Genomic DNA, 23,903 nt, shown 5'->3' on the forward strand with positions numbered 1-23,903 from the left:
CTTTCCCGATTTTGTACGTCATTCAACTTCTTAGGTAGAGTTCATTCATGGAGACCATGGAGACCGAGACGGCCACCCTCCCCCAGACTCCGCCCGGGGGGACCCCCTGGCTCACCGACGCCGAGCAGTGCACCTGGCGGACCCATCTGGACGTCAGCAGACTGCTGATGCACCAGCTGGAAAAAGATCTCCAGCCCTTCGGACTCACCAACAACGACTACGAGATCCTGGTCAACCTCTCGGAGTCCGCGGACCACCGGATGCGGATGAGCGATCTCGCGACGTCGACGCTGCAGTCCAAGAGCCGGCTGTCCCACCAGATCACCCGGATGGAGAACGCCGGCCTGGTCGTCCGCGTGAACTGCGAGTCCGACCGCCGGGGCCTGTACGCCGTCCTGACGGACGAGGGCATGGAGCTCATGCGGAAGGTCGCCCCGCACCACGTGGCGTCCGTCCGCCGGCACTTCATCGACCTGCTGCCGCCGGAGGCCCTGGCGGCGCTGCGCAGCTCGCTGGAGCCGGTCGCGGAGCACCTGCGCACCCAGCGCGGCAAGGGCTGATCCCACCCCGCGCCACGGCGCGGTGGTCATCGCGCGTAGACCACGCATCACCAGCAACAACGATCACCACAGCACCGCACGCATCGCTCACACCGCACACCACAGGAGCCGCACCCCCAGCACGGGGGTGCGGCTCCTGTGGATTTCGGCCGGGACCGGGGCCGGGGCCAGGACCGGGGCCGGGGCCGCGGTCAGGCGTTGGGGCGCTTTCCGTGGTTGGCCTTCTTCTTCTTGCGCGCTCGCTTCTTGTTGCCGCGCTTCGCCATGACGCACTCCCTCAATGGGCTGGTATCGGGGCATTCCGGGCGTCGCCAGTCTACGTTCGCCCTCCTCGCCCCGCAGGGCCCGCGCGGCCGTGCGGGTGAGCGCCCATCGGGAGCCCGAGCGGGCGCTCCTCGGCGCCTCAGCCCTCCGTCAGGGTGGCCAGCAGGGCGTCCGAGGCCGCGTACGGGTCGAGCTCGCCCTGCGCCACCCGCGCCGCCAGGGCACCCAGGTGCGCGTCCCCGTGCACATCGGCCATCCGGGCCCGCAGTGAGGTCACGGCGATGGTCTCCACCTCGCGCGCGGCCCGCGCGGTGCGCCGCTCGGCCAGCACCCCGTGCTCGTCCATCCAGGCCCGGTGCTTCTCCAGTGCCTCGACCAGCTCGTCGATTCCCTGGCCGCGCGCCGCGACCGTCTTGACGATCGGCGGCCGCCAGTCGCCGGGCCCCCGCGCCTCGCCCAGGCCCAGCATGTGGTTCAGCTCCCGGGCGGTCGCGTCGGCGCCGTCCCGGTCGGCCTTGTTGACCACGTACACGTCGCCGATCTCCAGGATGCCCGCCTTCGCGGCCTGGATCCCGTCGCCCATTCCGGGGGCCAGCAGGACCACGGAGGTGTCGGCCTGGGAGGCGATCTCCACCTCCGACTGCCCGACACCGACCGTCTCGACCAGGATCACGTCGCAGCCCGCCGCGTCCAGCACCCGGATCGCCTGCGGGGCCGCCCAGGCCAGGCCGCCCAGGTGGCCGCGGGTGGCCATCGAGCGGATGTACACGCCCGGGTCGGAGGCGTGGTCCGACATGCGCACCCGGTCGCCGAGCAGCGCGCCCCCGGAGAACGGCGAGGACGGGTCGACGGCGAGCACGCCGACCCGCTTGCCCGCCTTGCGGTACGCGGACACCAGCGCCGAGGTGGAGGTGGACTTGCCGACGCCCGGCGAGCCCGTCAGGCCCACCACGTACGCCCCGCCGGTCAGCGGGGCCAGCGCCGCCATCACCTCGCGCAGCTGCGGGGACGCCCCCTCGACCAGCGAGATCAGCCGGGCCACCGCCCTCGGCCTGCCGTCACGCGCCTGGGCCACCAGCTGGGGAACGTTTACCGCCATTCCGATCTCCTTGCATGGAAAATCCCGGCTTCAGCCGAAAGTGCCAGCACCTTCGCTTTGCGGGGGAGAGACGCATCCTCGGCTCGGAGCCGCGCAGCAGTGAAGCACCGCTGCGTGATGCTGTGACCTGGGGTTGTGTTCGGATCCCAACCGCACCTAGCGTCCGGCGCACGGGGGCTTTCTCTGTGAAGCGGGCGTTCAAGTACCGCTTCTATCCGACAAGTGCGCAGGCAGCTGAACTGTCTCGGACGTTCGGATGTGTGCGCAAGGTCTACCACCTTGCCTTGGCTGCGCGGTCCGAGGCGTGGGCGAAGCGTCAGGAGCGGGTGGGCTACGGACAGACGTCGGCCATGCTCACGGCGTGGAAGAAGACCGACGAGCTGGCCTATCTCGCAGAAGTGTCCTCGGTTCCGCTCCAGCAAACGCTGCGCCACCTGCAGACGGCCTTCATGGGTTTCCGGGGGAAGCGTGCCAAGTATCCTCGCTTCAAGTCGAAGCGGAGGTCTCACGCGTCGGCCGAGTACACACGCAGTGCCTTCCGCTACGCCAACGGCCGACTGACCCTTGCGAAAATCGTCGAGCCCCTCGACATCGTGTGGTCCCGCCCCCTGCCGGAGGGTGCGGAGCCGACCACGGTCACGGTGTCCCGTGACGGAGCAGGGCGCTGGTTCGTGTCCCTGCTCTGCGAGGACACCCCGGAGCCCATGCCCGCCAGCACAAATGCGGTGGGCATCGACGTCGGACTGACGTCCCTGATCACCCTCTCCACTGGGGAGAAGATCGCCAACCCGCGACACGATCGCCGGGACCGGGCACGCCTTGTGCGGGCGCAGAGAATGCTGTCGCGGAAGGAGAAAGGCAGTAACAACCGGGCGAAGGCCCGTACCCGGGTGGCCAGGATTCACGCACGGATCGCCGACCGACGCCGCGATCACCTGCACAAGCTGACGACTCGACTCGTGCGCGAAAACCAAACGCTCGTGATCGAGGACCTTACCGTCAGGAACATCCTGCAGAACCACAAGCTCGCCCGCGCAGTCGCGGCTGCGGGCTGGCGTGAGCTGCGTTCGATGCTGGAGTACAAGGCGGCCTGGTACGGACGTGAGCTGGTCGCTGTGGACCGGTGGTTCCCCAGCACGCGCCTGTGCTCCGCCTGTGGGGCCGTCGCCGAAACGATGCCCCTGCACGTCCGAGAATGGACGTGTAAAAACTGCGGAACCGCCCATGACCGGGACGGGAACGCAGCTGTGAATCTCCTGGCCGCCGGGCTGGCGGTTGTCGCCTGTGGAGCGGGTGTAAGACCTCAACGGGAGTCCTCCTCTCGGTCGGGGCCGTCCGCGGTGCAGCAGGAAGCCCCACCCGCGAGGGTGGGACTCCCCTTCCGTCAGGGAGCGGAGTAAGTCAAACGTGCTGCGCTCCTCGTTCTCGCTACGGGTACGGGCACCGGTGTCGGCGCCGGTCCGCAGGGGGCTACGCCTTCGGGACCCGGATGATCAGGGCGTCGCCCTGGCCGCCGCCGCCGCACAGCGCGGCCGCGCCGACGCCGCCGCCGCGGCGCTGGAGCTCCAGCGCCAGGTGCAGCACCACGCGGGCGCCGGACATGCCGATCGGGTGGCCCAGGGCGATGGCACCGCCGTTGACGTTCACCTTTTCCGGGGTCACGCCCAGGTCCTTCATTGACTGCACGGCGACCGCGGCGAAGGCCTCGTTGATCTCGATGAGGTCCAGGCCGGAAACCTCCAGGCCCTCCTTCTTCAGGGCGTGCCGGATCGCGTTCGACGGCTGCGACTGCAGGGAGTTGTCCGGGCCGGCCACGTTGCCGTGGGCGCCGATCTCCGCGATCCACTCCAGGCCCAGCTCCTCGGCCTTGGCCTTGCTCATCACGACCACGGCGGCCGCGCCGTCGCTGATCTGCGAGGAGGTGCCGGCGGTGATGGTGCCGTCCTTGGCGAAGGCCGGGCGCAGCTTGCCCAGGGACTCCGCCGTGGTCTCCGGGCGGATGCCCTCGTCCTGGGTGAACAGCACCGGGTCGCCCTTGCGCTGCGGGATCTCGACCGGGGTGATCTCGGCCTCGAAGACGCCGTTCTTCTGGGCGGCCGCGGCGCGCTGGTGGGAGCCGGCGGCGAGCTCGTCCTGCGGGCCGCGCTCGATGCCGAGGCGGGCGTTGTGCTTCTCGGTGGACTCACCCATGGCGATGTTCTCGAAGGCGTCGGTCAGGCCGTCGTGGGCCATCGCGTCGAGCATGCCGATCGCGCCGTACTTGAAGCCCTCGCGGGACTTCGGCAGCAGGTGCGGGGCGTTGGTCATGGACTCCTGGCCGCCCGCGACCACGATGTCGAACTCCCCGGCGCGGATGAGCTGGTCGGCCAGCGCGATCGCGTCGAGGCCGGAGAGGCAGACCTTGTTGATCGTCAGGGCGGGCACGTTCATCGGGATGCCGGCCTTGACCGCGGCCTGGCGGGCGGGGATCTGGCCCGCGCCGGCCTGCAGCACCTGGCCCATGATCACGTACTGGACCTGGTCGCCTGCGACGCCGGCCCGCTCCAGGGCGGCCTTGATGGCGATCCCGCCGAGCTCGGCACCCGAGAAGGACTTCAGCGAGCCGAGCAGCCGTCCCATGGGCGTGCGGGCCCCGGCGACGATCACGGACGTGGTGTTGTTCGTTCCGGACATGGAGCACAGCCCCTTGAGGATGAGGAGTGAACGAGGGTTTACCTGAATGTACTGAGCGGTACCCGCGCCGTCATCGGGCAGTCGGTGTGATCGCTGGCACGTTGCGTGACCGCCGCCCGCGGCGGTCCACTGGTTCCATGCTGACAAGAATCGACCACATCGGGATCGCCTGCTTCGACCTGGACAAGACCGTCGAGTTCTACCGTGCCACGTACGGCTTCGAGGTGTTCCACTCCGAGGTCAACGAGGAGCAGGGCGTCCGCGAGGCCATGCTCAAGATCAACGAGACCTCCGACGGCGGCGCCTCGTACCTCCAGCTGCTGGAGCCCACCCGCGAGGACTCCGCGGTCGGCAAGTGGCTGGCCAAGAACGGCGAGGGCGTGCACCACATCGCCTTCGGCACCGAGGACGTCCGCGGCGACTCCGAGGCCATCCGCGGCAAGGGCGTCCGGGTGCTGTACGACGAGCCCCGCACGGGCTCGATGGGCTCCTCGATCACCTTCCTGCACCCCAAGGACTGCCACGGGGTCCTCACCGAGCTGGTCACCTCCAACCCGCACGAGTCCCACACCGGGCACGACGACTGAGACGACTGAGACGACCGGGGCGACCGGGACGACCGGCCGTCCCTGGCGTCCCGGCTCTGCGGACGGCGCACCACCGGCCGTGGGGTGCCGTCCGCGTCCGGACCGTCCGCACCACCCGCGGCGGCGGCAGGCCGGGTACGCACGGACACGTCTTTTTGATCACATGGATCACATGCCGGGCGGTGCGCGGAACGCCTTCCGCCCGGCCCCGGACCGGCACCGGGGACGCGGCCCGTTGCCGGCAGGGAAGGCCGCGGCGGACGCCGGATTCCCCCTCCGCGGGCGCAACAGCGTGACCTGCGCGGCCGGATGCGCACCGGAAAGACCGGACTCGCCCCTGGATGCGTGCATTCGAACATCGCAAATCCACCCTCAAGGGGCCTTCCCTCCCGACCCGGCCCGTCCTCGCCGTGCCCCGAGGAGGGACCTGACAGCCGACCGGGTCCGGGATCAGTGGAAGCACGCACTGATGTCCCCATTCCCCGGCCGGTAGAGTGGCCGTGGCTCGGCCGGGGTTCGGTGCTTCAGACAGGGTCGGGGCCTGTGACCCCTGCCCGACTATCTGACACCATTCCCCCGGGGGCGCCGTTCAGCGGGCGGACGGTGCTCATTTGGGAGTGAGCTTGCGACCAGGGGACGGATGGGACCGCGCTGTGCGGGGCTACGAAAGCCAGGAGAGCCTTCAGGCTGAGGCCGATCATCTCTCGCTCTTCGAAGCGGAGATGGAGCGGCTCAAGAAGGAGCGCGGAAAAGCCGTCCAGCACGCCGAGGACCTCGGCTACCAGGTCGAGGTCCTGCGCGCGAAGCTGCACGAGGTGCGGCGCGCGCTCGCGTCCCGCCCCGCGTACGACGGCGCGGACATGGGATACCAGGCGGAGCAGCTGCTGCGCAACGCCCAGATCCAGGCGGACCAGATGCGTTCGGACGCCGAGCGCGAGCTGCGCGAGGCCCGGGCCCAGACCCAGCGCATCCTCCAGGAGCACGCCGAGCACCAGGCCCGGCTCCAGGCCGAGCTGCACACCGAGGCCGTCAACCGCCGCCAGCGGCTGGACCAGGAGCTCAACGAGCGCCGCCAGACCGTCGAGGCGCACGTCAACGAGAACGTCGCGTGGGCCGAACAGCTGCGCGCCCGTACGGAGTCCCAGGCCCGCCGGCTCATGGACGAGTCCCGTGCCGAGGCCGAGCAGTCCCTGAACGCCGCCCGGGCCGAGGCCGCCCGCGTCGCCGAGGAGACCCGCCGCCGCATGGCCGCGGACGCCGAGGCCGCCCGTACCGAGGCCGAGGCGACGCTGCTGCGCGCCCGCAAGGAGGCGGAGCGGCTGCTGACCGCCGCCTCGACGCAGGCCCAGGAGGCCACCGACCACGCGGAGCGGCTGCGTTCGGCGAGCACCGCCGAGGCGGAGCAGACCCGGCAGCAGACCCTGGACCTCGGCCGCGTCGCCGAGCAGCGGGTCCAGGAGGCCGACGGGGCCCTGCGCGAGGCGCGTACCGAGGCGGAGCGCGTCCTCGCCGAGGCCAAGGAGAGCGCCGCCCGGCAGCTCGCCTCGGCGGAGTCGGTCAACGAGCAGCGCACCCGCACCGCCAAGGAGCAGGTCGCCCGGCTGGTGGGCGAGGCCACCAAGGAGGCCGAGACCCTCAAGGCCGAGGCCGAGCAGGTGCTCGCCGACGCCCGCGCCGACGTGGAGCGGCAGCGCGCCGCGGCCGCGGAGCAGGCCCGCGCCGCGGCGGCCGAGGACACGGCCGCCCAGATGGCGAAGGCCGCCCGCACGGCCGAGGAGATGCTGACCAAGGCGTCGGAGAACGCGCAGGCCACCACCCGGGCCGCGTCCGAGGAGGCCGAGCGGATCCGCCGCGAGGCCGAGGCGGAGGCCGAGCGGCTGAGCGCCCAGGCCGCGGACGCGGCCGCGGAGCTGAAGGGCGCCGCGAAGGACGACACCGAGGAGTACCGGGCCCGCACCGTCCAGCTCCAGGAGGAGGCGCGGCGGCTGCGCGGCGAGGCGGAGCAGCTGCGCGCCGAGGCCGTGGCCGAGGGCGAGCGGATCCGCGGCGAGGCCCGCCGCGAGGCGGTCCAGCAGATCGAGGAGGCGGCCAAGACCGCCGAGGCGCTGCTCGGCAAGGCCAAGGCGGACGCGGACGAGCTGCGCGCCGGGGCGACCGCCGAGAGCGAGCGGGTGCGCGCGGAGGCCGTCGAGCGGGCCACCACCCTGCGCCGGCAGGCCGAGGAGACCCTGGAGCGGACCCGCGCCGAGGCCGAGCGGCTGCGCGCCGAGGCCGAGGAGCAGGCCGAGGCGGTGCGCGCCGAGGCGGACGCCGCGGCCCGCGCCCGGCGCGAGGAGACCGAGCAGGCCCTGGCCGGCAAGCGCGCCGAGGCGGAGGAGGAGCTCACCCGCCTGCACACGGACGCCGAGGGCCGGCTGGCCACGGCCGAGCAGACGCTGCGCGACGCCCGCGGCGCGGCCGAGGCCATCCGCCGCGAGGCCGCGGAGGAGACCGACCGGCTGCGCGCCGAGGCGGCGGAGCGTATCCGCGGCCTGCGGGAGCAGTCGGAGGCGGAGGCCGACCGGCTGCGGACCGAGGCGGCGGACGACGCCGGCCGGGCGCGGGCCGAGGCCGAGCAGGTGGCCGTACGGCTGCGTACGGAGGCCGAGACCGAGGCCGAGCGGGTCCGTACGGAGGCCAAGGAGACGGCTGACCGGCTGCGTGCCGAGGCGAAGGCCGCCGCCGAGCGGGTCGCCGCGGAGGCGGCCGAGGCGCTGGCCGCCGCGCAGGAGGAGTCCGCCCGGCGCCGCCGGGAGGCCGAGGAGACACTGGCGTCGGCGCGGACCGACGCGGACAGCGAGCGGGCCCAGGCCCGCGAGCAGAGCGAGGAGCTGCTGGCCGCGGCCCGCAAGCGCTCGGAGGAGGCGCAGGCCGAGGCGGCGCGCCTGACCGAGGAGGCGGAGCAGCGCGCGACGGAGCTGGTGTCGGCGGCGGAGGCCACCGCCCAGCAGGTGCGGGATTCCGTGTCCGGGCTGCGCGAGGAGGCCGAGGAGGAGATCGCCGGGCTGCGCAGCGCCGCCGAGCACGCGGCGGAGCGCACCCGTACGGAGGCCGAGGAGGAGGCCGCCCGCGTCCGCGCCGACGCCTACGAGGAGCGCGAGCGGGCGAGCGGGGACGCCGACCGGATCCGCACCGAGGCGCGCACCGAGACGGATGCGGCGAAGGCGCTGGCCGAGCGGACCGTCGCGGACGCGATCGCCGAGGCGGAGCAGCTGCGCACCGACACCGCCGAGTACGCCCAGCGGGTGCGTACGGAGGCGACGGACGCGCTGGCCGCGGCGGAGCGCGACGCCGCCCGCACCCGGGCGGACGCCCGCGGGGACGCCAACCGGATCCGCGGCGAGGCAGGGGAGTCGCTGGAGGCGTCGCGCGCCGAGGGCGTGCGGATCGTCGCCGACGCGACGGCGGAGGCCGAGCGGATCACCGAGGAGACGCGCACGGCCAACGAGGCCACCGTCACCGAGGCGGCCGCGGAGGCGGAGCGCCTCGTGACGGAGGCCGAGGAGGTGGCGGAGGCCACCCGGATCGAGGCCGCGGGCGTCCTGGACGAGGGCCGCGCAGAGGCCAACCGGCTGCGCACGGAGGCCGCGGAGCAGGCGGACCGGCTCGTCTCCGAGGCCGCGTCCGAGGCGGAGCGCCTCACGGAGGAGACGCGCGCCGCGACGGAGAAGACGCTCGGCGAGGCGGAGGCGAAGGCCGACCGGCTCACCCGGCAGGCGTCCGACACGATGGCCGCGGCCGAGCGGGACGCGGCCCGTGTCCTGGTCGACGCGCGCAACGAGGGCGACCGCCTGGTCGACGAGGTGCGCGCGGCGAACGAGCTGACGGTCGGCGAGGCGGCCGAGGAGGCCGAGCGGCTGCGCACCGAGGCGGCGGAGGTCCTGGAGGACGCCCGCGTGGAGGGCGGCCGGATCGTCGGCGACGCCACCGCGGAGGCGGACCGGGTCACGGCCGCGGCGGCGGAGACGCTGGAGAGCGCCGAGCGGGAGTCCGAGCAGACCCTGGACGAGGCGCGGGCGGAGGCCAACCGGCTGCGCACGGACGCCGCGGAGCAGGCGGACCGGCTCATCACGGAGGCGTCGTCCGAGGCGGACAAGCTCACCGCGCAGACCCGCCGGGACAACGAGCGGACGGTCGGCGAGGCCGAGGCCGAGGCCGAGCGGCTGCGCGCGGAGGCCTCGGAGGCGCTGTCCTCGGCGCAGGAGCACGCGGCGCGGACCCGTTCGGAGGCCGACCGGGTCAAGGCGGACGCGGACGCGGAGGCGGAGCTCACCCTGACCTCGGCGCGCGAGGAGGCCGAGCAGCTGCTGGACGAGGCGCGCGAGGAGGCCGGCAAGCGGCGTACCGAGGCCGCGGAGCAGGTGGACCGGCTCATCACGGAGGCGGCGTCCGAGGCGGACGCGCTCGCCGCGGACGCGCAGGCGCAGGCCGTGGCTGCGACGACGGCCGCGGAGGAGCAGGCCGACCAGATGGTCGACGCCGCCCGCAAGGAGGCGAAGCGGATCTCCGCGGAGGCCACCGTCGAGGGCAACTCCCTTGTGGAGAAGGCCCGTACGGACGCGGACGAGCTGCTGGTCGGCGCGCGTTCGGACGCCGCCGCCATAAGGGAGCGGGCGGAGGACCTGCGCTCCCGCGTCGAGAGCGAGATCGAGGAGCTGCACGAGCGGGCCCGCCGCGAGACGGCCGAGCAGATGAAGTCGGCCGGCGAGCGCGTGGACAAGCTGGTGCGCGCGGCGACCGAGCAGAGCGAGGAGGCCGAGGCGAAGGCCAAGGCCCTGGTGTCGGACGCGAGCAGCGAGGCGAGCAAGGTGCGCATCGCGGCGGTCCGCAAGGCGGAGACGCTGCTGAAGGAGGCGGAGCAGAAGAAGGCCGAGCTGTCGAGGCTGGCCGAGGCCGCCCTGGCGGAGGCCAAGGAGGAGGCCGAGCGGATCGTCGAGGAGGGCCGGCGCGAGCTGGAGGTCCTGGTGCGCAGGCGGGAGGACATCCAGGCGGAGATTTCCCGTGTCCAGGACGTTCTTGAGGCGTTGGAATCATTCGAGGCGCCTGCGGGCGGAAAGCCTTCGATCGGCAGCCAGGGTTCGGGGGGCGTGAAGGCCGGGGCCGGCGCGGGTTCCACTCGTTCGGGTGGCAAGTCGTCGGAGTAGCCCACGCGAGGATGGTTTGTGTGCACCTGATGAAGGTTCAGGCGAACGAGTGACAAGCATTCTGCCGTCTTGCCACTCAAAAGGGGTGTCATTGTCCAGATCAAACTGGGATTGACTCGATGACACGCCGCTCGGGCGCCTAGGATTCCCCTTAACACCTCACGTAGCACCTCATCGGTCTCATCGACAGGAACCCCATGAGCGACACATCCTCCCCCTTCGGCTTCGAGCTCGTGCGGCGTGGTTACGACCGCGGTCAGGTGGACGACCGCATCACCAAGCTGGTCTCCGACCGCGACAGCGCCCTTGGACGTATCAGTGCCCTGGAAAAGCGGATCGAGGAGCTGCACCTCGAAACGCAGAACGCCCAGGCCCAGGTGAGCGAGGCGGAGCCCTCGTACGCGGGTCTCGGCGCCCGGGTCGAGAAGATCCTGCGGCTGGCGGAGGAAGAGGCGAAGGACCTGCGCGAGGAGGCCCGTCGCGCGGCCGAGCAGCACCGTGAGCTGGCCGAGTCGGCGGCCCAGCAGGTGCGCAACGACGCCGAGTCGTTCGCGGCCGACCGCAAGGCGAAGGCGGAGGACGAGGGCGTCCGCATCGTCGAGAAGGCCAAGGGGGACGCCGCGACCCTGCGCTCCGAGGCCCAGAAGGACGCCGCCTCCAAGCGCGAGGAGGCCGACGCCCTGTTCGAGGAGACCCGCGCCAAGGCCGCCCAGGCCGCCGCCGACTTCGAGACGAACCTGGCCAAGCGCCGCGAGCAGTCCGAGCGCGACCTGGCCTCGCGTCAGGCCAAGGCGGAGAAGCGCCTCGCGGAGATCGAGCACCGCGCGGAGCAGCTGCGCCTGGAGGCCGAGAAGCTGCGTACGGACGCCGAGCGCCGGGCCCGCCAGACGGTGGAGACCGCGCAGCGCCAGGCCGAGGACATCGTGGCCGACGCCAACGCCAAGGCGGACCGCATCCGCAGCGAGTCGGAGCGCGAGCTGGCGGCGCTCACCAACCGCCGCGACTCGATCAACGCCCAGCTGACCAACGTCCGCGAGATGCTGGCGACGCTGACCGGTGCGGCCGTTGCCGCCGCCGGCTCCCCGATGGACGACGAGCCGGTCCGCGGCGTCCCGGCGCAGCAGAGCCGCTGACGACGCCTCCGCCGGTGCCGCCCCGCGCCGCGCGCGCGGTGCACGCGCTACCGCACGGCCCGCCCGTACGGGCGGTTGACACGCCGTCTACTCGCCGGTAGCGAAACGTCATACAAGAGGGCCCCCTGTCACCCTTTCGAGGTGGCGTGGGGCCCTCTGGCGTTCTAGCGTGAGCGGCATGATCGAGCTTGAGGCCCTTACCAAACGATTCGGCGCGAAGACCGCCGTCGACCACCTCAGCTTCCAGGTCAGACCGGGGGTGGTGACCGGCTTCCTCGGCCCCAACGGGGCGGGCAAGTCGACCACCATGCGCATGATGCTCGACCTCGACCGCCCGACGAGCGGGACGGTCAGGATCAACGGGAAGCACTACCGGGACCTGTCGGAGCCACTGAAGCACATCGGTGCACTGCTGGACGCCAAGGCGATGAACGGCGGCCGCAGCGCCTACAACAACCTGCTCTGCCTCGCCCAGGCGAACCGGATCCCGGCCGGCCGGGTCGGCGCGGTGCTGGACCTCGTCGGGCTGACGCCCGTGGCGAAGAAGAAATCGAAAGGGTTTTCGCTCGGAATGGGCCAGCGGCTGGGAATCGCCGCTGCGCTGCTCGGCGACCCGGAAATCCTGATGTTCGACGAACCCGTCAACGGCCTGGACCCGGAGGGAATTCTCTGGATCCGCAATCTGATGAAGGGGCTCGCCGCCGAGGGCAGGACAATCTTCGTCTCCTCGCATCTGATGAGCGAAATGTCGCTGACGGCGGACCATTTGATCGTCATCGGCCAGGGCAGACTTCTGGCCGATATGCCTATGGCTGATTTCATTCACCAGAACTCCCGCAGCTTCGTCCGGCTGCGCTCGCCGCAGCAGGAGCAGCTCAAGGACGTCCTGCACCGGGCCGGAATCGACGCGGCCGCCGTCCCGGACAGCGGCGCGCTGGAGGTCGACGGAGTGGCCTCCGAGCAGCTCGGCGAACTGGCCGCGCAGCACGGGATCGTGCTGCACGAACTCAGCCCGCAGCGGGCTTCACTGGAGGAAGCGTTCATGCGCATGACGGCGGACTCGGTCGAGTACCACGCCCATGCTCCCGGCACCCCGGGCGCGGCACTGCCGGACCCGGGCACCGCCGCCGACAGCCGGCTCCTCGTGGCCGACCGCAAGGGCGGGAAGTGACATGTCCTTCCCCGCGATCCTCCAGTCCGAGTGGACCAAGATCCGTACCGTCGGCTCGACCGTCTGGACCCTGGCGTCCGCCCTCGTGGTCACGGTCGGCCTGAGCGCCCTGCTCTGCGGCTTCATCGACTCCACGTTCGAGGACATGCCGAAGGAGCAGCAGCTCACCTTCGACCCGACCATGGCCAGCTTCGCCGGCATGACCCTCGGCCAGGCCGCCGTCATCGTCTTCGGCGTCCTGGTCGTCGGCACCGAGTACAGCACCGGCATGATCCGCACCTCGCTCGCCGCCGTGCCGCGCCGCGGCAGCTTCCTGGCCGGCAAGCTCACCGCGGCCACCGCCCTCGCCCTCGTCGTGGGCCTGGTCACCAGCTTCGTGTCCTTCTTCACCGGACAGTCCCTCCTCGGCGACCACAGCATCGCCATCGGGGAGCCGAACGTGCTGCGCGCGGTGGTCGGCGCCGGGCTCTACATGGCCGTGCTGGCCCTGTTCTCCATGGGCATGACGATGATCCTGCGCAGCTCGATGCTGGCCCTCGGCATCCTGCTGCCGCTCTTCTTCCTCATCTCGCCGATCCTGAGCTCCGTCGAAGCCACCCAGACGGTCGCCGAGTACCTCCCGAACCAGGCCGGCGGCGCGATCATGCAGACCGTCCAGGTCGCTCTGGACGGCAACGAGCCGCCGTACGGCCCGTGGGGCGGCTTCGCGATCATGGTCGCCTGGGCGCTCGCCGCGGTGATCGGGGGCTTCCTCGTCCTGAAGAACCGCGACGCCTGACGTCGCCGCGGTGTGGGGTCCGTCTCAGGACGGACCCCGCTTCACGATCCGCCTCAGGGCGGACACCCCCCGTACTACGGGTCTTCCCGGGGTCGGTGTCAGGGACAGATCGGGGTTCGGCCGGGGATGGAACCGGAGCCTCCTCGATATCCTCTTAATCCTTAACTCGGACGAAAGCCGTCCACCGGGCAAGGGGCAGAGGAATGATCGAGGCAGTCGGGCTGACCAAGCGCTTCGGTGCCAAGACCGCCGTCGACCAGCTGTCCTTCCAGGTCAGGCCCGGTCACGTGACCGGCTTCCTGGGCCCCAACGGCTCCGGCAAGTCCACCACCATGCGCATGATCCTCGGCCTGGACCGGCCCACGTCCGGCCATGTCACGATCAACGGCCGCCCCTTCCGCGAGCTGCCCAACGCCCAGCGGCACGTCGGGGCCCTCCTCGACGCCAAGGCCGTGCACGGCGGCCGCCGGGCCCGCACCCACCTGCTCTCCATCGCCCAGCTGTCCGGCATCCCCGAGCGCCGGGTGGACGAGGTGCTGGCCGTGGTCGGCCTCCAGGACGTGGCCCGGCAGCGCACGAAGGGCTTCTCCCTCGGCATGGGCCAGCGGCTCGGCATCGCCACCGCCCTGCTCGGCGACCCCCAGGTGCTCCTCTTCGACGAACCGGTCAACGGGCTCGACCCCGAGGGCATCCTCTGGGTCCGCAACCTCATGCGCCGACTCGCCGCCGAAGGCCGCACCGTCTTCGTCTCCTCGCACCTGATGAGCGAGATGGCCCTGACCGCCGACCACCTCATCGTGATCGGCCGCGGCCGGCTCCTCGCCGACATGGGCACCCAGGAGTTCATCGCCCACAACTCGGCCGGATTCGCGCGGGTCCGCGCGGCCGGACCGGCAGCGGATGGCCGGAACACGCTGGCAGCGGCCCTGACCAGGGCGGGCGGCCGGGTGCTCCAGGAGCCCGACGGGGCGCTGCGGGTGACCGGCCTGGAGCTGCCGCACATCTCGGACCTCGCCCACGAGGCCGGCGTACGGCTGTGGGAGCTGTCCCCGCACCGGGCCTCGCTGGAGGAGGCGTACATGCGGCTGACCCAGTCCTCCGTCGAGTACACCTCCACCGAGGACCCGCGGGCGGAACTGTGGGAGCCGGACCCGCTGGCCCTGCCCGAATGGGAGGACGAGCCCCCGGCGCCCGAGGTCCCGCAGGATGGTTTCTTCGCTCCCCCGCCGCCCGGCGCGGGCGGGCAGCCCTTCCTGATGCCCGCCAGCCCCGGCGAGCTCGCCGCCACCGCCAAGAACGCCCCCACGGACACGCGCAAGGACACCCGATGACCGGCCCCACGTCGACCGCGGACCAGCCGAAGGACCAGGCGAAGGAGCAGGCGAAGGACCAGGCAAAGGAGCAGGCGAAGGACCGACCGGAGGGCTACGTCTCGCCGCTGCCCACGCCCCGGCCGCACCTGGGCCACGCCCTCGCCTCGGAGTGGACCAAGCTGGCCTCGGTGCGCTCCACCCTGTTCACGCTCGGCTCCCTCGTCGCACTCGTCGTCGGCATCGGGCTGCTCGCCGTCTTCGAACTCCGCAACACCGGCGACACGCTCACGCCGCCGACCGCGCCCGCCCTGTTCGGGCTGCTGATCGGCCAGGTCGCCGTCATGGCCCTCGGCGTCCTGACGATCACTTCCGAGTACGGGACCGGGCTGATCCGGACGACCTTCACCGCGGCGCCCGGCCGGGCCCGCGTGCTCACCGCGAAGTACCTCGTCTTCGCCGGGGTCGCCTTCGCCTCCATCGCCGGCTCGGTCGCGGTGGTCGGCTTCGCCTCCCTGATCCTGCTCAGCGGCCCCGGCGGGCGGAACAGCCCCGGGGAGTGGCTCCACACCCTGGCCGGCTGCGCGTACGTCACCCTCCTCGGGGTGCTCGGCCTCGCCGTCGGCGCGATGCTGCGGCACTCCGCCGGGGCCATCGCCGTGATGCTGGGGCTGGTCACCGTCCCGCCGGTGCTCGGGGGGATGCTCACCACCTGGGAGCGCCTGGCCCCGGTCGGCCGCACGATCCTCGAGTACAACGCCCCGGTCGCGCTGATGCAGCTGTTCGGCGTGCCCAACGGGATCGAGGGGGAGCGGCTCCCGAGCGACTGGTCCCACGTACTGCTGATCCTGCTGGTGACGGGCGCCGCGGTGGCGGGCTCGTACGTGCTGGTCGGCCGCCGCGACGTGTAGGCCCGCCGCCCGCCGTCCCCTGCTAGTGCCTGGGGGCGTTCCTGGACCGCTGCACCCGTGTGGTGCGGCGGTCCTTCGCGTTCCAGCACGCCTTGTGCCAGTGCCGGCGGTCGTCCACTCCGCCGTACTCCGGCCAGGCCACCAGGTGCGGGGTGCCGGAGGGGATCTCCTGGTCGCAGCCCGGGCAGCGGTAGCGCTTGCCCACCGCGCTCGCGCCCGCGACGTGCCGGACCTTCCACTCCTCGCCGAGGTACTCCTCGGTGCGCTCCAGGCCGAACCGGTCGGCCGCCGCCGGACCGGGGCCGGAGCCGGAGCCCTCCGCCGCACGGCCGGCTGACTTCCCGCCGCCCTTGGGGCGGTTGTGGCGCGGTGACACGTATACCTCACGAGTGGGCGGACGGCAGTGACTTCCTCCCAGACTACGCGCAGCGGGGGCGCCTCCACGCAGGGTGGCGGAGAGAGCCAGGAGACGGACCGCCCGCCGAGGGCCACCGACCTGACTATCCCAATAACTTTCCTGTCAGGCCGTGCCTTTGGCACGTGTCAGACGTTGTTGCCAACAGAAGCACCGGTCGCACCTGGGGAGGCCGCGTCAGCCAACGAGGAGGCTAAGGCGATGCGCGTAGGAGCGTTTGTAGTGGCGGCCCAGTTCCCGGGCCAGGGCCAGGGGGAGACACTGCACCGGGCGGTGCGCACGGCGGAGGTGGCGGAGGAGGCCGGGCTCGACTCCGTGTGGCTCGCCGAACACCACTTCGTCCCGTACGGGGTGTGCCCCTCGGCGGTGACCCTGGCGGCCCTGCTGCTGGGCCGGACGCGGCGGCTGCGGGTGGGCACGGCCGTGAGCGTGCTGCCGAACACGCACCCGGTGGCCCTCGGCGAGCAGGCGGCGCTCCTGCACCTCGTCTCGGGCGGCCGGTTCACCCTCGGGGTGGGCCGGGGCGGCCCCTGGGTGGACCTGGAGGTCTTCGGCGCCGGCCTGCGCGCGTACGAGAACGGCTTCCCCGAGGACCTGGACCTGCTCCGGCGCTGGCTGACCGAGCCCCGGGTGTCCGCCCTCGGCGAGCGGCACGTCTTCCGCCGGGTGGCCGTCGTACCGCGCCCGGCGGAGGCACTGGACGGCGACGGATCAGGGCCGGAAGTGATCGTCGCCTGCACGTCCCCCGCGTCGGTGCGGCTCGCCGCGGAGCGGGGGCTGCCGATGCTGCTGGGCATGCACTGCGGGGACGAGGACAAGGCGGCCATGGTCGCGCTGTACCGGCGTACCGCCGCCGCGGCCGGCCGCGACCCGCACGCCCCGCACGTGTCGGCGGGCGTCTGCCAGCTCGCGGACCGCACCGCGGACGCACGCGAAACCCTGATGAAGGCGATGCCGGGCTGGCTGAAGCAGGGCCTGGAGGCGCATGTGACGGTGGACGGCCGCATGCGCACGATGCGGGATCCCGCCGCCTACACCGAGCTGCTCTGCGACCTGCACCCGGTGGGCACCCCGCGGCGGGCGGCGGACCGGCTGGCCGCGACGGCCGAACGCACCGGCATCACACGGTTCGCCCTGCTGACGGAGGGCTCGGGCGACCTCGCCGCGACCGAGGAGAACGTACGGCGCCTGGGTGCCGAGGTGCTGCCCCGCATCGGCTGAGGCCTCCCCGGCCCGGGCCCGCGCCCTGCGCGGGTCCTGGCACCGGCCTGCCCTCCTTGCCTGGGCTGCCGCTCCGGTATCCGTGGCACCTCCCCCGATACGGAGCGGCAGCGAAAGTACGGTCGTGCAGGTCGTACGGGTCGGGCCGGCGGCGGTGCCGGGGGCCGGGCTAGCAGTCCCGGAGCTCCGGCGACTGGTTGAGCAGCTGGGCGCGGACCGACGTGAACCTGGCGAGCCGGTCGTCCACGGACGCGTCCAGCGGGAACACCGCCACGCGGTGGCAGTTCTGGAAGGCCAGGCGCACCCCGAAGTGCCGCTGCAGCGCACCCCGTATCGCGTCGCTCGCGAGCGCGCGCAGCAGCTGCCCGCGCGCGTGCTCGTCGGGCGGCGGCGTCTGGTTGTCGGCGAAGTCCCCGCCGTCCACCTTCAGCTGTGCCACGAGCGAGCTGATCATCTCCCATGCGAAGGGCAGGGAGGTCCGGACGCAGTCGACGAAGGCGGCTTCGTCGACCTCGCCTCGCTCGGCCTGTTCGAGTAGGGCCGGTGAGACGTCGAGCGACATGGGTTCTCCTCTCGCGACCCCGGTCCTCTGGGTAGCCGGAGTCTTACGGGCAGGGAAGGGGATCGGCGACGCAGTGTGCACGCCCGGCGACCTCCTGCTTCCACGGTAGGCGCCCGCTGGGTGCCGCACCAGGAGAATGCGCATACAACGCGCCATCGGCGAACGGGGCTTTCGGGGGCGAATCGCGTGGAGGCGGGTCGGTCGAGTAGCGTTGCCGACCATGCGTCTCGTCATTGCCCGCTGCTCCGTCGACTACGCGGGCCGGCTCACCGCCCATCTGCCCTCGGCACCCCGTCTGATCCTCGTGAAGGCTGACGGCAGTGTCTCCATCCACGCGGACGACCGGGCGTACAAACCGCTCAACTGGATGTCGCCCCCGTGCACCCTCAAGGAGGGGACCGGGGACGAGGCCGGCGTCTGGACCGTCGTCAACAAGGCGGGCGAGAAGCTCATCATCACCATGGAGGAAGTCCTCCACGACTCCTCCCACGAGCTGGGCGTCGACCCCGGCCTCATCAAGGACGGCGTCGAGGCGCACCTCCAGGAGCTGCTGGCCGACCGCATCGACACGCTGGGCGAGGGCTACACCCTGATCCGCCGCGAGTACATGACGGCGATCGGCCCGGTCGACATCCTGTGCCGGGACGCCGACGGCGCGACGGTGGCGGTCGAGATCAAGCGCCGCGGCGAGATCGACGGCGTCGAGCAGCTGACCCGCTACCTGGAGCTGCTCAACCGCGATCCGCACCTGGCCCCGGTCCGGGGCGTGTTCGCGGCCCAGGAGATCAAGCCGCAGGCGCGCGTGCTGGCCACGGACCGCGGCATGGAGTGCGTCGTGCTGGACTACGACGCCCTGCGCGGCATCGAGGACGACAAGCTCCGGCTGTTCTAGCCGAACGCTCCGCGGGAGGTGCCGCGATCGGCCGGCGATCGTCCGCGGCCCGACGGTGGCCGGTCGCGCAGTTCCCCGCGCCCCTTCGGGGCGCTCAGGGCGTGGCGGCCGGGCCGGTCCCGGAGGCCGTCATGGCCGGACCGGTCCCGGCGGTCGTGGTGACCGTCGGGGTCGAGACCGGGGACTGCGACGGGGACGGCGTGGCGCTCGGGCTGGGGGCCGGGGAGGTGGGCGTCGGCTTCGCCGACGAGGGCGGCTGCGGCGCCGGCACCGCCGGGGAGGGCCGGCGCGAGGGAGCGGCGGAACCCGATGCGGACGGGGCGGCGCTCTGGCCGGGCCGGGCGGACCCGGATCGCGCGGCGGCCGGCTCGGAAGCCCCCGGCTGCGGTGCAGGATCGTTCCCCCGGGTGCTCGCCGTGCCCGGATCGGCCGGGGCGGGAGTCGACTGGGTCACCGGACCGCTGCCGGGCTCCTCCGGCTCGGACGAGATCATCGCCAGACCCACCACCGTGCCCAGCACCACCGCGGCCAGGACTCCGGCGGCCGCGAGCAGCACCGGCTTGCGGCGCTGCCGGTCCGGGCGCGGCACGGGGCGGGGCGGTATGAGCGGCGGCGGGACCGGGCGCGTCGGCGCGGTCGGCTTCGGGTCGAGGGGGAAGGCCTCCTCGAAAACCTCCGACAGGCTGGCCGGCGCCACGTTCCGGCGGATCACCGGCACCGCGGTGGTCGCCGCCCCGGTCGCGGGCAGCGCGGTGGTGACGGCCTCCGACGCGGGCAGCGCCGCCGTCGCCGCCTCGGACGCGGGCGCCGCCACCCCGGGGCGGGCAGCGGCCGGGGTCACGGACCGGGCAGCGGCCGGGGCCGAAGGCTTGGACAGGGACGCGAACGAAGCGGCGGACGCGGCCGGGCCCGCCGACGGCGCGGCAGAGCGCGCCGGTGCCGGAGCCGGAGCCGCAGCCGAACGCGCCGGTGCCGCGGCCGCAGCCGAACGCGCCGGTGCCGCGGCCGGTGCCGGTGCGGGCGCGTCGGCGGGGGCCTCCAGCCGCAGCGGCGGCGACCCGGCCACGCCCGCCGCCTCGCGGTCGGTGACCAGCGCCAGCGCCCGCCGGCCCGCCACGGTGCCCCGCTTGTCCGCGAGGGCGCCCTTCAGCCCGATCGACGCCTCCAGTTCGGCGCGCGCCCGGTCCAGCCGCCCCTCGCACAGGGCGAGCACACCCAGCTCGTGGTGGAAGTACGCCTGCTCGGCGACCTCCCCCGCCTTCCGCGCGGCCTCGGCTCCGGCGCGCAGCACCCGCTCCCACGCCTCCCAGTGCCGCGAGGCCGCGAACGCGGGCGCCGCGCTGCGGGCCAGCAGGACGGCGGCCACCACATCGGCGCCGCCCAGGGCCGACAGCACCGCGTCCGCCTCGGCCGCGACCCGTGCCGGGGTCACCGAGGAGTGCCCGGTCCACCAGGCGTAGTGGCGGGCGGCCGTACGGGCCTCCTCCGCGGCGGTGTCCGCGTAGCCGGCCTCCTCCAGCTGGCGGGCGACGCCGGCGGCCAGCCGGTACCGCGGCCCGACGGGGGTGATGAGCCCGCTGCCGAGCAGTTCGGCGACGGCCGCGTCGGCATGGGTGTCCCCCACGAGCGCCGGCAGGTGGGCGTGGTGCGGGAACTCCCCGCCGAGCGCGCACGCGATCCGCAGTGCGGCCCGGGCCGACTCGCTGACCCGGGAGGCCAGCAGCTCCGCCGGGGCCGCGCCCTCGGCGAGCGTCGGCAGCGGTACGGCGCCGGTGTCGCGGGGCCGCGCCTCGAAGACGCCGGGCTCCTCGTCCTCGTCCTGGATGCGGCCCCGGTTGAGCTCGTCGCGGCGGCGCAGCAGCGCGGCGGCCTGGACGAAGCGCAGCGGCAGCCCCTCGGAGGCGAAGCGCAGGTCGTCCGCCCAGGCGGTCTCCTCGTCGGTCAGCGGCCGGCCGACGCCCGCTTCGAGCAGCTGCAGGCAGTCGGAGCGGCTCAGGCCGCCGAGGAAGACCTCCTCCAGGTGCGCGTCGTCGGAGGGTTCGGTGTCGGGGCCGGCGGCGAGCAGGTAGGCGCATTCGGGGGTGGCCCGCAGCAGCTCTTCCAGGGCGCTGCCGCCCGTCTCCAGGTCGTCGAGGAGCACGATGGCCCCGATGTCCCGTACGCGGGCGAGGAGTTCGTCCCGTTCGGGGCGCTCGTCCGAGGCGTCGTACACGGCCGCGTGGAGCGCGTGCAGCAGCTCGGCCGGCTGCTGGTGCCCGTACCCGGAGAGCCGGACGACGCCGTCCGGGGCGAGTCCGGCGCAGTCGGCGGCGACCGCGTCGAGCAGGGAGGTGCGCCCGGATCCGGCGGGTCCGGTCAGCCGTACGGAGCGGCCGCGGCCCAGCAGCCCTGCGAGGCGCTCCCGTTCCTCCTCGCGCGCGAGGAGCGGCGCCGTGAAGCCGGCGGGGCCGGGCAGTACGGGCGGGCGGGCGGCGGCGTCCTGCTCGCGGCGGGCGGCCGCGTCGCGCCGCGCGGGGCGGGCGGCTGCGGTGCCGGGCCGGCGGGGCTGGATCTCGCTGCCGTCGACCGGGTTGACGTTGAGGGTGTACTCGCCCGCGGTGAGGGTGGTGATCCGGGCCACGGGGGTGGATGCCGTGTGCGGTCCGGAGCCCGCAGCGGCGCGCTCCGCCGGTTCGGCCTGCCCCTGCGTGCGGTCCATGACCATGTCCCCCGATCGCGTCCTGCGCCCTTGCCGTGCTGTACGGCCTTCGCACATTCCGCTGGTGGTTACGGGTCAGGCCTCCGCCCGACCCTAGACGGTGGCCGACGGCAATCGGAACCGCAGGGGTCTGTTATCCGCCGGACCGTTACGTTTCGGCAGGACAAAGCGGTCGGCGGGGGCTGTCAGACCCTCGGGAGGGATTCCGCTTCCAGGCCGCCCTCGATGGCGAGGATCCGGTGGAGGCGGGTGGCGACGAGCAGTCGCTGCATCTGCGGCGGCACGCCGCGCAGGACGAGCCGGCGCCCCGCGCGGCCGGCCCGCCGGTGGGCTCCCATGATCACGCCGAGGCCGGTCGCGTCCCAGGAGTCGAGCCCGGTGAGGTCGAGGACGAGGTCGCCGCGGCCGTCGTCGAGGGCGGTGTGCAGGGCCGCACGGGCGTCCGCCGCGCTGCGCACGTCGAGGCGGCCCCCGACAGCGAGTTCGGCGTGGTCGCCCCTGATGTGCATATGCGCTCCCGGCAGTCCTTGCGTACGCATGGTCCGACTGGTCCGTGGTCGGCAACTTTCACTGGAACTGACTGCCGCATGGGCGGTGAAGTTGCCGACCGTGAGCGAACCGATACCAAAATCACTCGTGAGGCGGAGTGTTCGAACTGGTGCTCAGTGGCGCCCGGTCCCGGAGGCGGCCCCGCCTCCGGTGGCTCAGTGCTTGTAGAAGCCCTGGCCGGTCTTGCGGCCGAAGTCCCCGGCGTCCACCATGCGGCGCATCAGCTCCGGCGGCGCGAACTTCTCGTCCTGGGACTCGGTGTAGATGTTGCTGGTGGCGTGCAGCAGGATGTCGACGCCGGTCAGGTCGGCCGTGGCCAGCGGACCCATCGCGTGGCCGAAGCCGAGCTTGCAGGCGATGTCGATGTCCTCGGCGGACGCGACGCCCGATTCGTACAGCTTCGCGGCCTCGACGACGAGGGCCGAAATCAGACGGGTCGTCACGAAGCCGGCGACGTCGCGGTTGACGACGATGCAGGTCTTGCCCACGGACTCGGCGAAGGCCCGGGTGGCGGCGAGGGTCTCGTCGCTGGTCTTGTAGCCGCGGACGAGCTCGCACAGCTGCATCATCGGGACGGGCGAGAAGAAGTGCGCGCCGACGACCCGCTCCGGACGCTCCGTCACCGCGGCGATCTTGGTGATCGGGATGGCGGAGGTGTTGGAGGCGAGGATCGTGTCCTCGCGGACGAGCTTGTCGAGCGTGCGGAAGATGTCGTGCTTGACTTCCAGCTTCTCGAAGACGGCCTCGACGACGATGTCGACGTCGGCGACCGCGTCCAGGTCGGTGGTCGTCGTGATGCGGGCGAGCGCGGCCTCGGCGTCCTCGGCCGTCATCCTGCCCTTGGAGACGAACTTGTCGTACGAGGCCTTTATGCCGTCGGTCCCGCGGGTCAGCGCGGCGTCGGTGACGTCCCGCAGCACCACGTCCCACCCCGCCTGAGCGGAGACCTGAGCGATTCCGGACCCCATCAGCCCCGCACCGATGACGGCGAGCTTCCCAGCCACTGCACACCCCTCGTTCTTCAAACGGCCAGTCTCGTAGCCTCTCGGCCGGAGACTAGCGGGCATGAGGGGCGGTGTGACCGTGAAGTAACACGCGTCACGTCTCAGATGACGGACATCACACCGGACGGCCCACCGCTCCGCGCCCGCCGCCGAGTTCGCTTTCCGCCCTCCGGCGGGGCTCACTACGCTGGACCGCATGGTGAACCTCACGCGCATCTACACCCGCACCGGCGACAAGGGCACGACCGCCCTCGGCGACATGAGCCGGACCGCCAAGACCGACCTGCGGATCTCGGCGTACGCCGACGCGAACGAGGCCAACGCGGCCCTCGGCACGGCGATCGCCCTCGGCGGCCTCCCGGAGGACGTGGTGAAGGTCCTCGTCCGCGTGCAGAACGACCTGTTCGACGTCGGCGCGGACCTGTGCACCCCGGTCGTGGAGGACCCGGAGTACCCGCCGCTGCGCATCGAGCAGGCGTACGTGGACAAGCTGGAGGCCGACTGCGACCGCTTCAACGCGGAGCTGGAGAAGCTGCGCAGCTTCATCCTGCCCGGCGGCACCCCCGGCGCGGCGCTGCTGCACCAGGCGTGCACCGTGGTCCGCCGCGCCGAGCGCTCCACCTGGGCGGCGCTGGAGGCGCACGGCGAGATCATGAACCCGCTGACCGCCACCTACCTCAACCGCCTCTCCGACCTCCTGTTCATCCTGGCCCGTACGGCCAACAAGGAGGTCGGGGACGTGCTGTGGGTACCGGGCGGCGAGCGCGGCTAGCACTCCGCTCCGGTCAGAGCACTAGCTGTATTGCCCAGTGAGGTTGGGGACGCGGCTGGCGGGTGGTTTGCCTGCGAGCGCGGTGTGTCCGCGGTGGTGATTGTAGGTGTGCAGCCATTGG

Annotated in this window: 20 protein-coding genes; 12 read left to right on the forward strand and 8 right to left on the reverse strand. The window is 72.7% G+C overall.

Annotated features, from left to right (window positions below):
- Window positions 1–56 precede the first annotated feature (56 nt).
- Window positions 57–560 carry a MarR family winged helix-turn-helix transcriptional regulator gene (locus ACIQUT_RS36255; RefSeq protein WP_403569494.1) on the forward strand — a complete coding sequence of 168 codons (504 nt, stop codon included), beginning with the start codon at window positions 57–59 and terminating at the stop codon, window positions 558–560.
- A gap of 191 nt (window positions 561–751) precedes the next feature.
- Here the strand turns inward: ACIQUT_RS36255 and ACIQUT_RS36260 are convergent, their stop codons facing one another.
- Together ACIQUT_RS36260 and meaB are read right to left on the reverse strand one after the other, a co-directional pair.
- Entirely contained in the window at window positions 752–826 is a 75-nt protein-coding gene (locus ACIQUT_RS36260) for a 50S ribosomal protein bL37 (RefSeq protein ID WP_099895366.1), read from the reverse strand.
- A 137-nt stretch (window positions 827–963) separates the two neighbouring features.
- Window positions 964–1,923 (reverse strand): methylmalonyl Co-A mutase-associated GTPase MeaB, encoded by a 960-nt coding sequence (gene meaB / locus ACIQUT_RS36265; RefSeq protein ID WP_403569465.1) that lies wholly within the window; start codon window positions 1,921–1,923, stop codon window positions 964–966.
- 185 nt (window positions 1,924–2,108) lie between these two features.
- Between meaB and ACIQUT_RS36270 the strand changes: the two genes are divergently transcribed.
- The gene (locus ACIQUT_RS36270) at window positions 2,109–3,323 is read left to right on the forward strand and encodes an RNA-guided endonuclease InsQ/TnpB family protein (RefSeq protein ID WP_403569467.1); all 1,215 of its coding nucleotides are present in this window, start codon (window positions 2,109–2,111) and stop codon (window positions 3,321–3,323) included.
- Window positions 3,324–3,393: 70 nt separating this feature from the next.
- On the opposite strand, the gene ACIQUT_RS36275 is transcribed toward ACIQUT_RS36270, so the two are convergent.
- Window positions 3,394–4,596, reverse strand: coding sequence for an acetyl-CoA C-acetyltransferase (locus tag ACIQUT_RS36275; RefSeq protein WP_403569468.1), 1,203 nt, complete (start codon window positions 4,594–4,596; stop codon window positions 3,394–3,396).
- A 137-nt stretch (window positions 4,597–4,733) separates the two neighbouring features.
- Here ACIQUT_RS36275 and mce point away from each other — a divergent pair, with 137 nt between their 5' ends.
- The 7 genes from mce (at window position 4,734) to ACIQUT_RS36310 (ending at window position 15,669) form a co-directional block, all read left to right on the forward strand.
- A complete protein-coding gene (gene mce / locus ACIQUT_RS36280) occupies window positions 4,734–5,183 on the forward strand; it encodes a methylmalonyl-CoA epimerase (protein ID WP_403569470.1) in 450 nt (149 codons plus the stop codon).
- Between the two features lie 653 nt (window positions 5,184–5,836).
- Entirely contained in the window at window positions 5,837–10,366 is a 4,530-nt protein-coding gene (scy, locus tag ACIQUT_RS36285) for a polarized growth protein Scy (RefSeq protein ID WP_403569472.1), read from the forward strand.
- Between the two features lie 197 nt (window positions 10,367–10,563).
- Window positions 10,564–11,499, forward strand: coding sequence for a cellulose-binding protein (locus ACIQUT_RS36290; protein WP_403569474.1), 936 nt, complete (start codon window positions 10,564–10,566; stop codon window positions 11,497–11,499).
- Window positions 11,500–11,677: 178 nt separating this feature from the next.
- Window positions 11,678–12,670, forward strand: coding sequence for an ATP-binding cassette domain-containing protein (locus tag ACIQUT_RS36295; protein WP_403569476.1), 993 nt, complete (start codon window positions 11,678–11,680; stop codon window positions 12,668–12,670).
- 1 nt (window position 12,671) lies between these two features.
- Window positions 12,672–13,448 (forward strand): ABC transporter permease subunit, encoded by a 777-nt coding sequence (locus tag ACIQUT_RS36300; RefSeq protein WP_403569478.1) that lies wholly within the window; start codon window positions 12,672–12,674, stop codon window positions 13,446–13,448.
- A 203-nt stretch (window positions 13,449–13,651) separates the two neighbouring features.
- Window positions 13,652–14,779: an ABC transporter ATP-binding protein gene (locus tag ACIQUT_RS36305; protein ID WP_403569480.1), complete on the forward strand. Its 1,128-nt coding sequence runs from the start codon at window positions 13,652–13,654 to the stop codon at window positions 14,777–14,779.
- Window positions 14,776–15,669: an ABC transporter permease subunit gene (locus ACIQUT_RS36310; protein WP_403569482.1), complete on the forward strand. Its 894-nt coding sequence runs from the start codon at window positions 14,776–14,778 to the stop codon at window positions 15,667–15,669. The genes ACIQUT_RS36305 and ACIQUT_RS36310 overlap by 4 nt, the downstream gene beginning before the upstream one ends.
- A 22-nt stretch (window positions 15,670–15,691) precedes the next feature.
- On the opposite strand, the gene ACIQUT_RS36315 is transcribed toward ACIQUT_RS36310, so the two are convergent.
- Window positions 15,692–16,045, reverse strand: a complete 354-nt coding sequence (locus tag ACIQUT_RS36315; protein WP_403569483.1) for an ATP/GTP-binding protein — start codon at window positions 16,043–16,045, stop codon at window positions 15,692–15,694.
- Between the two features lie 240 nt (window positions 16,046–16,285).
- On the opposite strand from ACIQUT_RS36315, the gene ACIQUT_RS36320 reads away from it, so the two are divergent.
- Window positions 16,286–17,305 carry an LLM class flavin-dependent oxidoreductase gene (locus ACIQUT_RS36320; RefSeq protein WP_403569485.1) on the forward strand — a complete coding sequence of 340 codons (1,020 nt, stop codon included), beginning with the start codon at window positions 16,286–16,288 and terminating at the stop codon, window positions 17,303–17,305.
- 169 nt (window positions 17,306–17,474) lie between these two features.
- On the opposite strand, the gene ACIQUT_RS36325 is transcribed toward ACIQUT_RS36320, so the two are convergent.
- Window positions 17,475–17,867, reverse strand: coding sequence for an SCO5389 family protein (locus ACIQUT_RS36325; RefSeq protein ID WP_403569486.1), 393 nt, complete (start codon window positions 17,865–17,867; stop codon window positions 17,475–17,477).
- Between the two features lie 220 nt (window positions 17,868–18,087).
- On the opposite strand from ACIQUT_RS36325, the gene nucS reads away from it, so the two are divergent.
- Window positions 18,088–18,759: an endonuclease NucS gene (gene nucS, locus ACIQUT_RS36330; protein WP_179173237.1), complete on the forward strand. Its 672-nt coding sequence runs from the start codon at window positions 18,088–18,090 to the stop codon at window positions 18,757–18,759.
- Window positions 18,760–18,853: 94 nt separating this feature from the next.
- Here nucS and ACIQUT_RS36335 read toward each other — a convergent pair whose 3' ends face one another.
- The 3 genes from ACIQUT_RS36335 to ACIQUT_RS36345 form a co-directional block, all read right to left on the reverse strand.
- Entirely contained in the window at window positions 18,854–21,457 is a 2,604-nt protein-coding gene (locus tag ACIQUT_RS36335) for an ATP-binding protein (RefSeq protein WP_403569488.1), read from the reverse strand.
- A 185-nt stretch (window positions 21,458–21,642) separates the two neighbouring features.
- Window positions 21,643–21,966, reverse strand: a complete 324-nt coding sequence (locus ACIQUT_RS36340) for an STAS domain-containing protein (RefSeq protein WP_403569490.1) — start codon at window positions 21,964–21,966, stop codon at window positions 21,643–21,645.
- 195 nt (window positions 21,967–22,161) lie between these two features.
- Window positions 22,162–23,010 (reverse strand): 3-hydroxyacyl-CoA dehydrogenase family protein, encoded by an 849-nt coding sequence (locus ACIQUT_RS36345; RefSeq protein WP_403569491.1) that lies wholly within the window; start codon window positions 23,008–23,010, stop codon window positions 22,162–22,164.
- A 196-nt stretch (window positions 23,011–23,206) separates the two neighbouring features.
- On the opposite strand from ACIQUT_RS36345, the gene ACIQUT_RS36350 reads away from it, so the two are divergent.
- Window positions 23,207–23,782: a cob(I)yrinic acid a,c-diamide adenosyltransferase gene (locus ACIQUT_RS36350; RefSeq protein ID WP_403569493.1), complete on the forward strand. Its 576-nt coding sequence runs from the start codon at window positions 23,207–23,209 to the stop codon at window positions 23,780–23,782.
- The last annotated feature ends 121 nt before the right edge of the window (window positions 23,783–23,903 follow it).

The sequence above is a fragment of the Streptomyces sp. NPDC090445 genome (assembly GCF_044769385.1).
Lineage (GTDB): Bacteria > Actinomycetota > Actinomycetes > Streptomycetales > Streptomycetaceae > Streptomyces.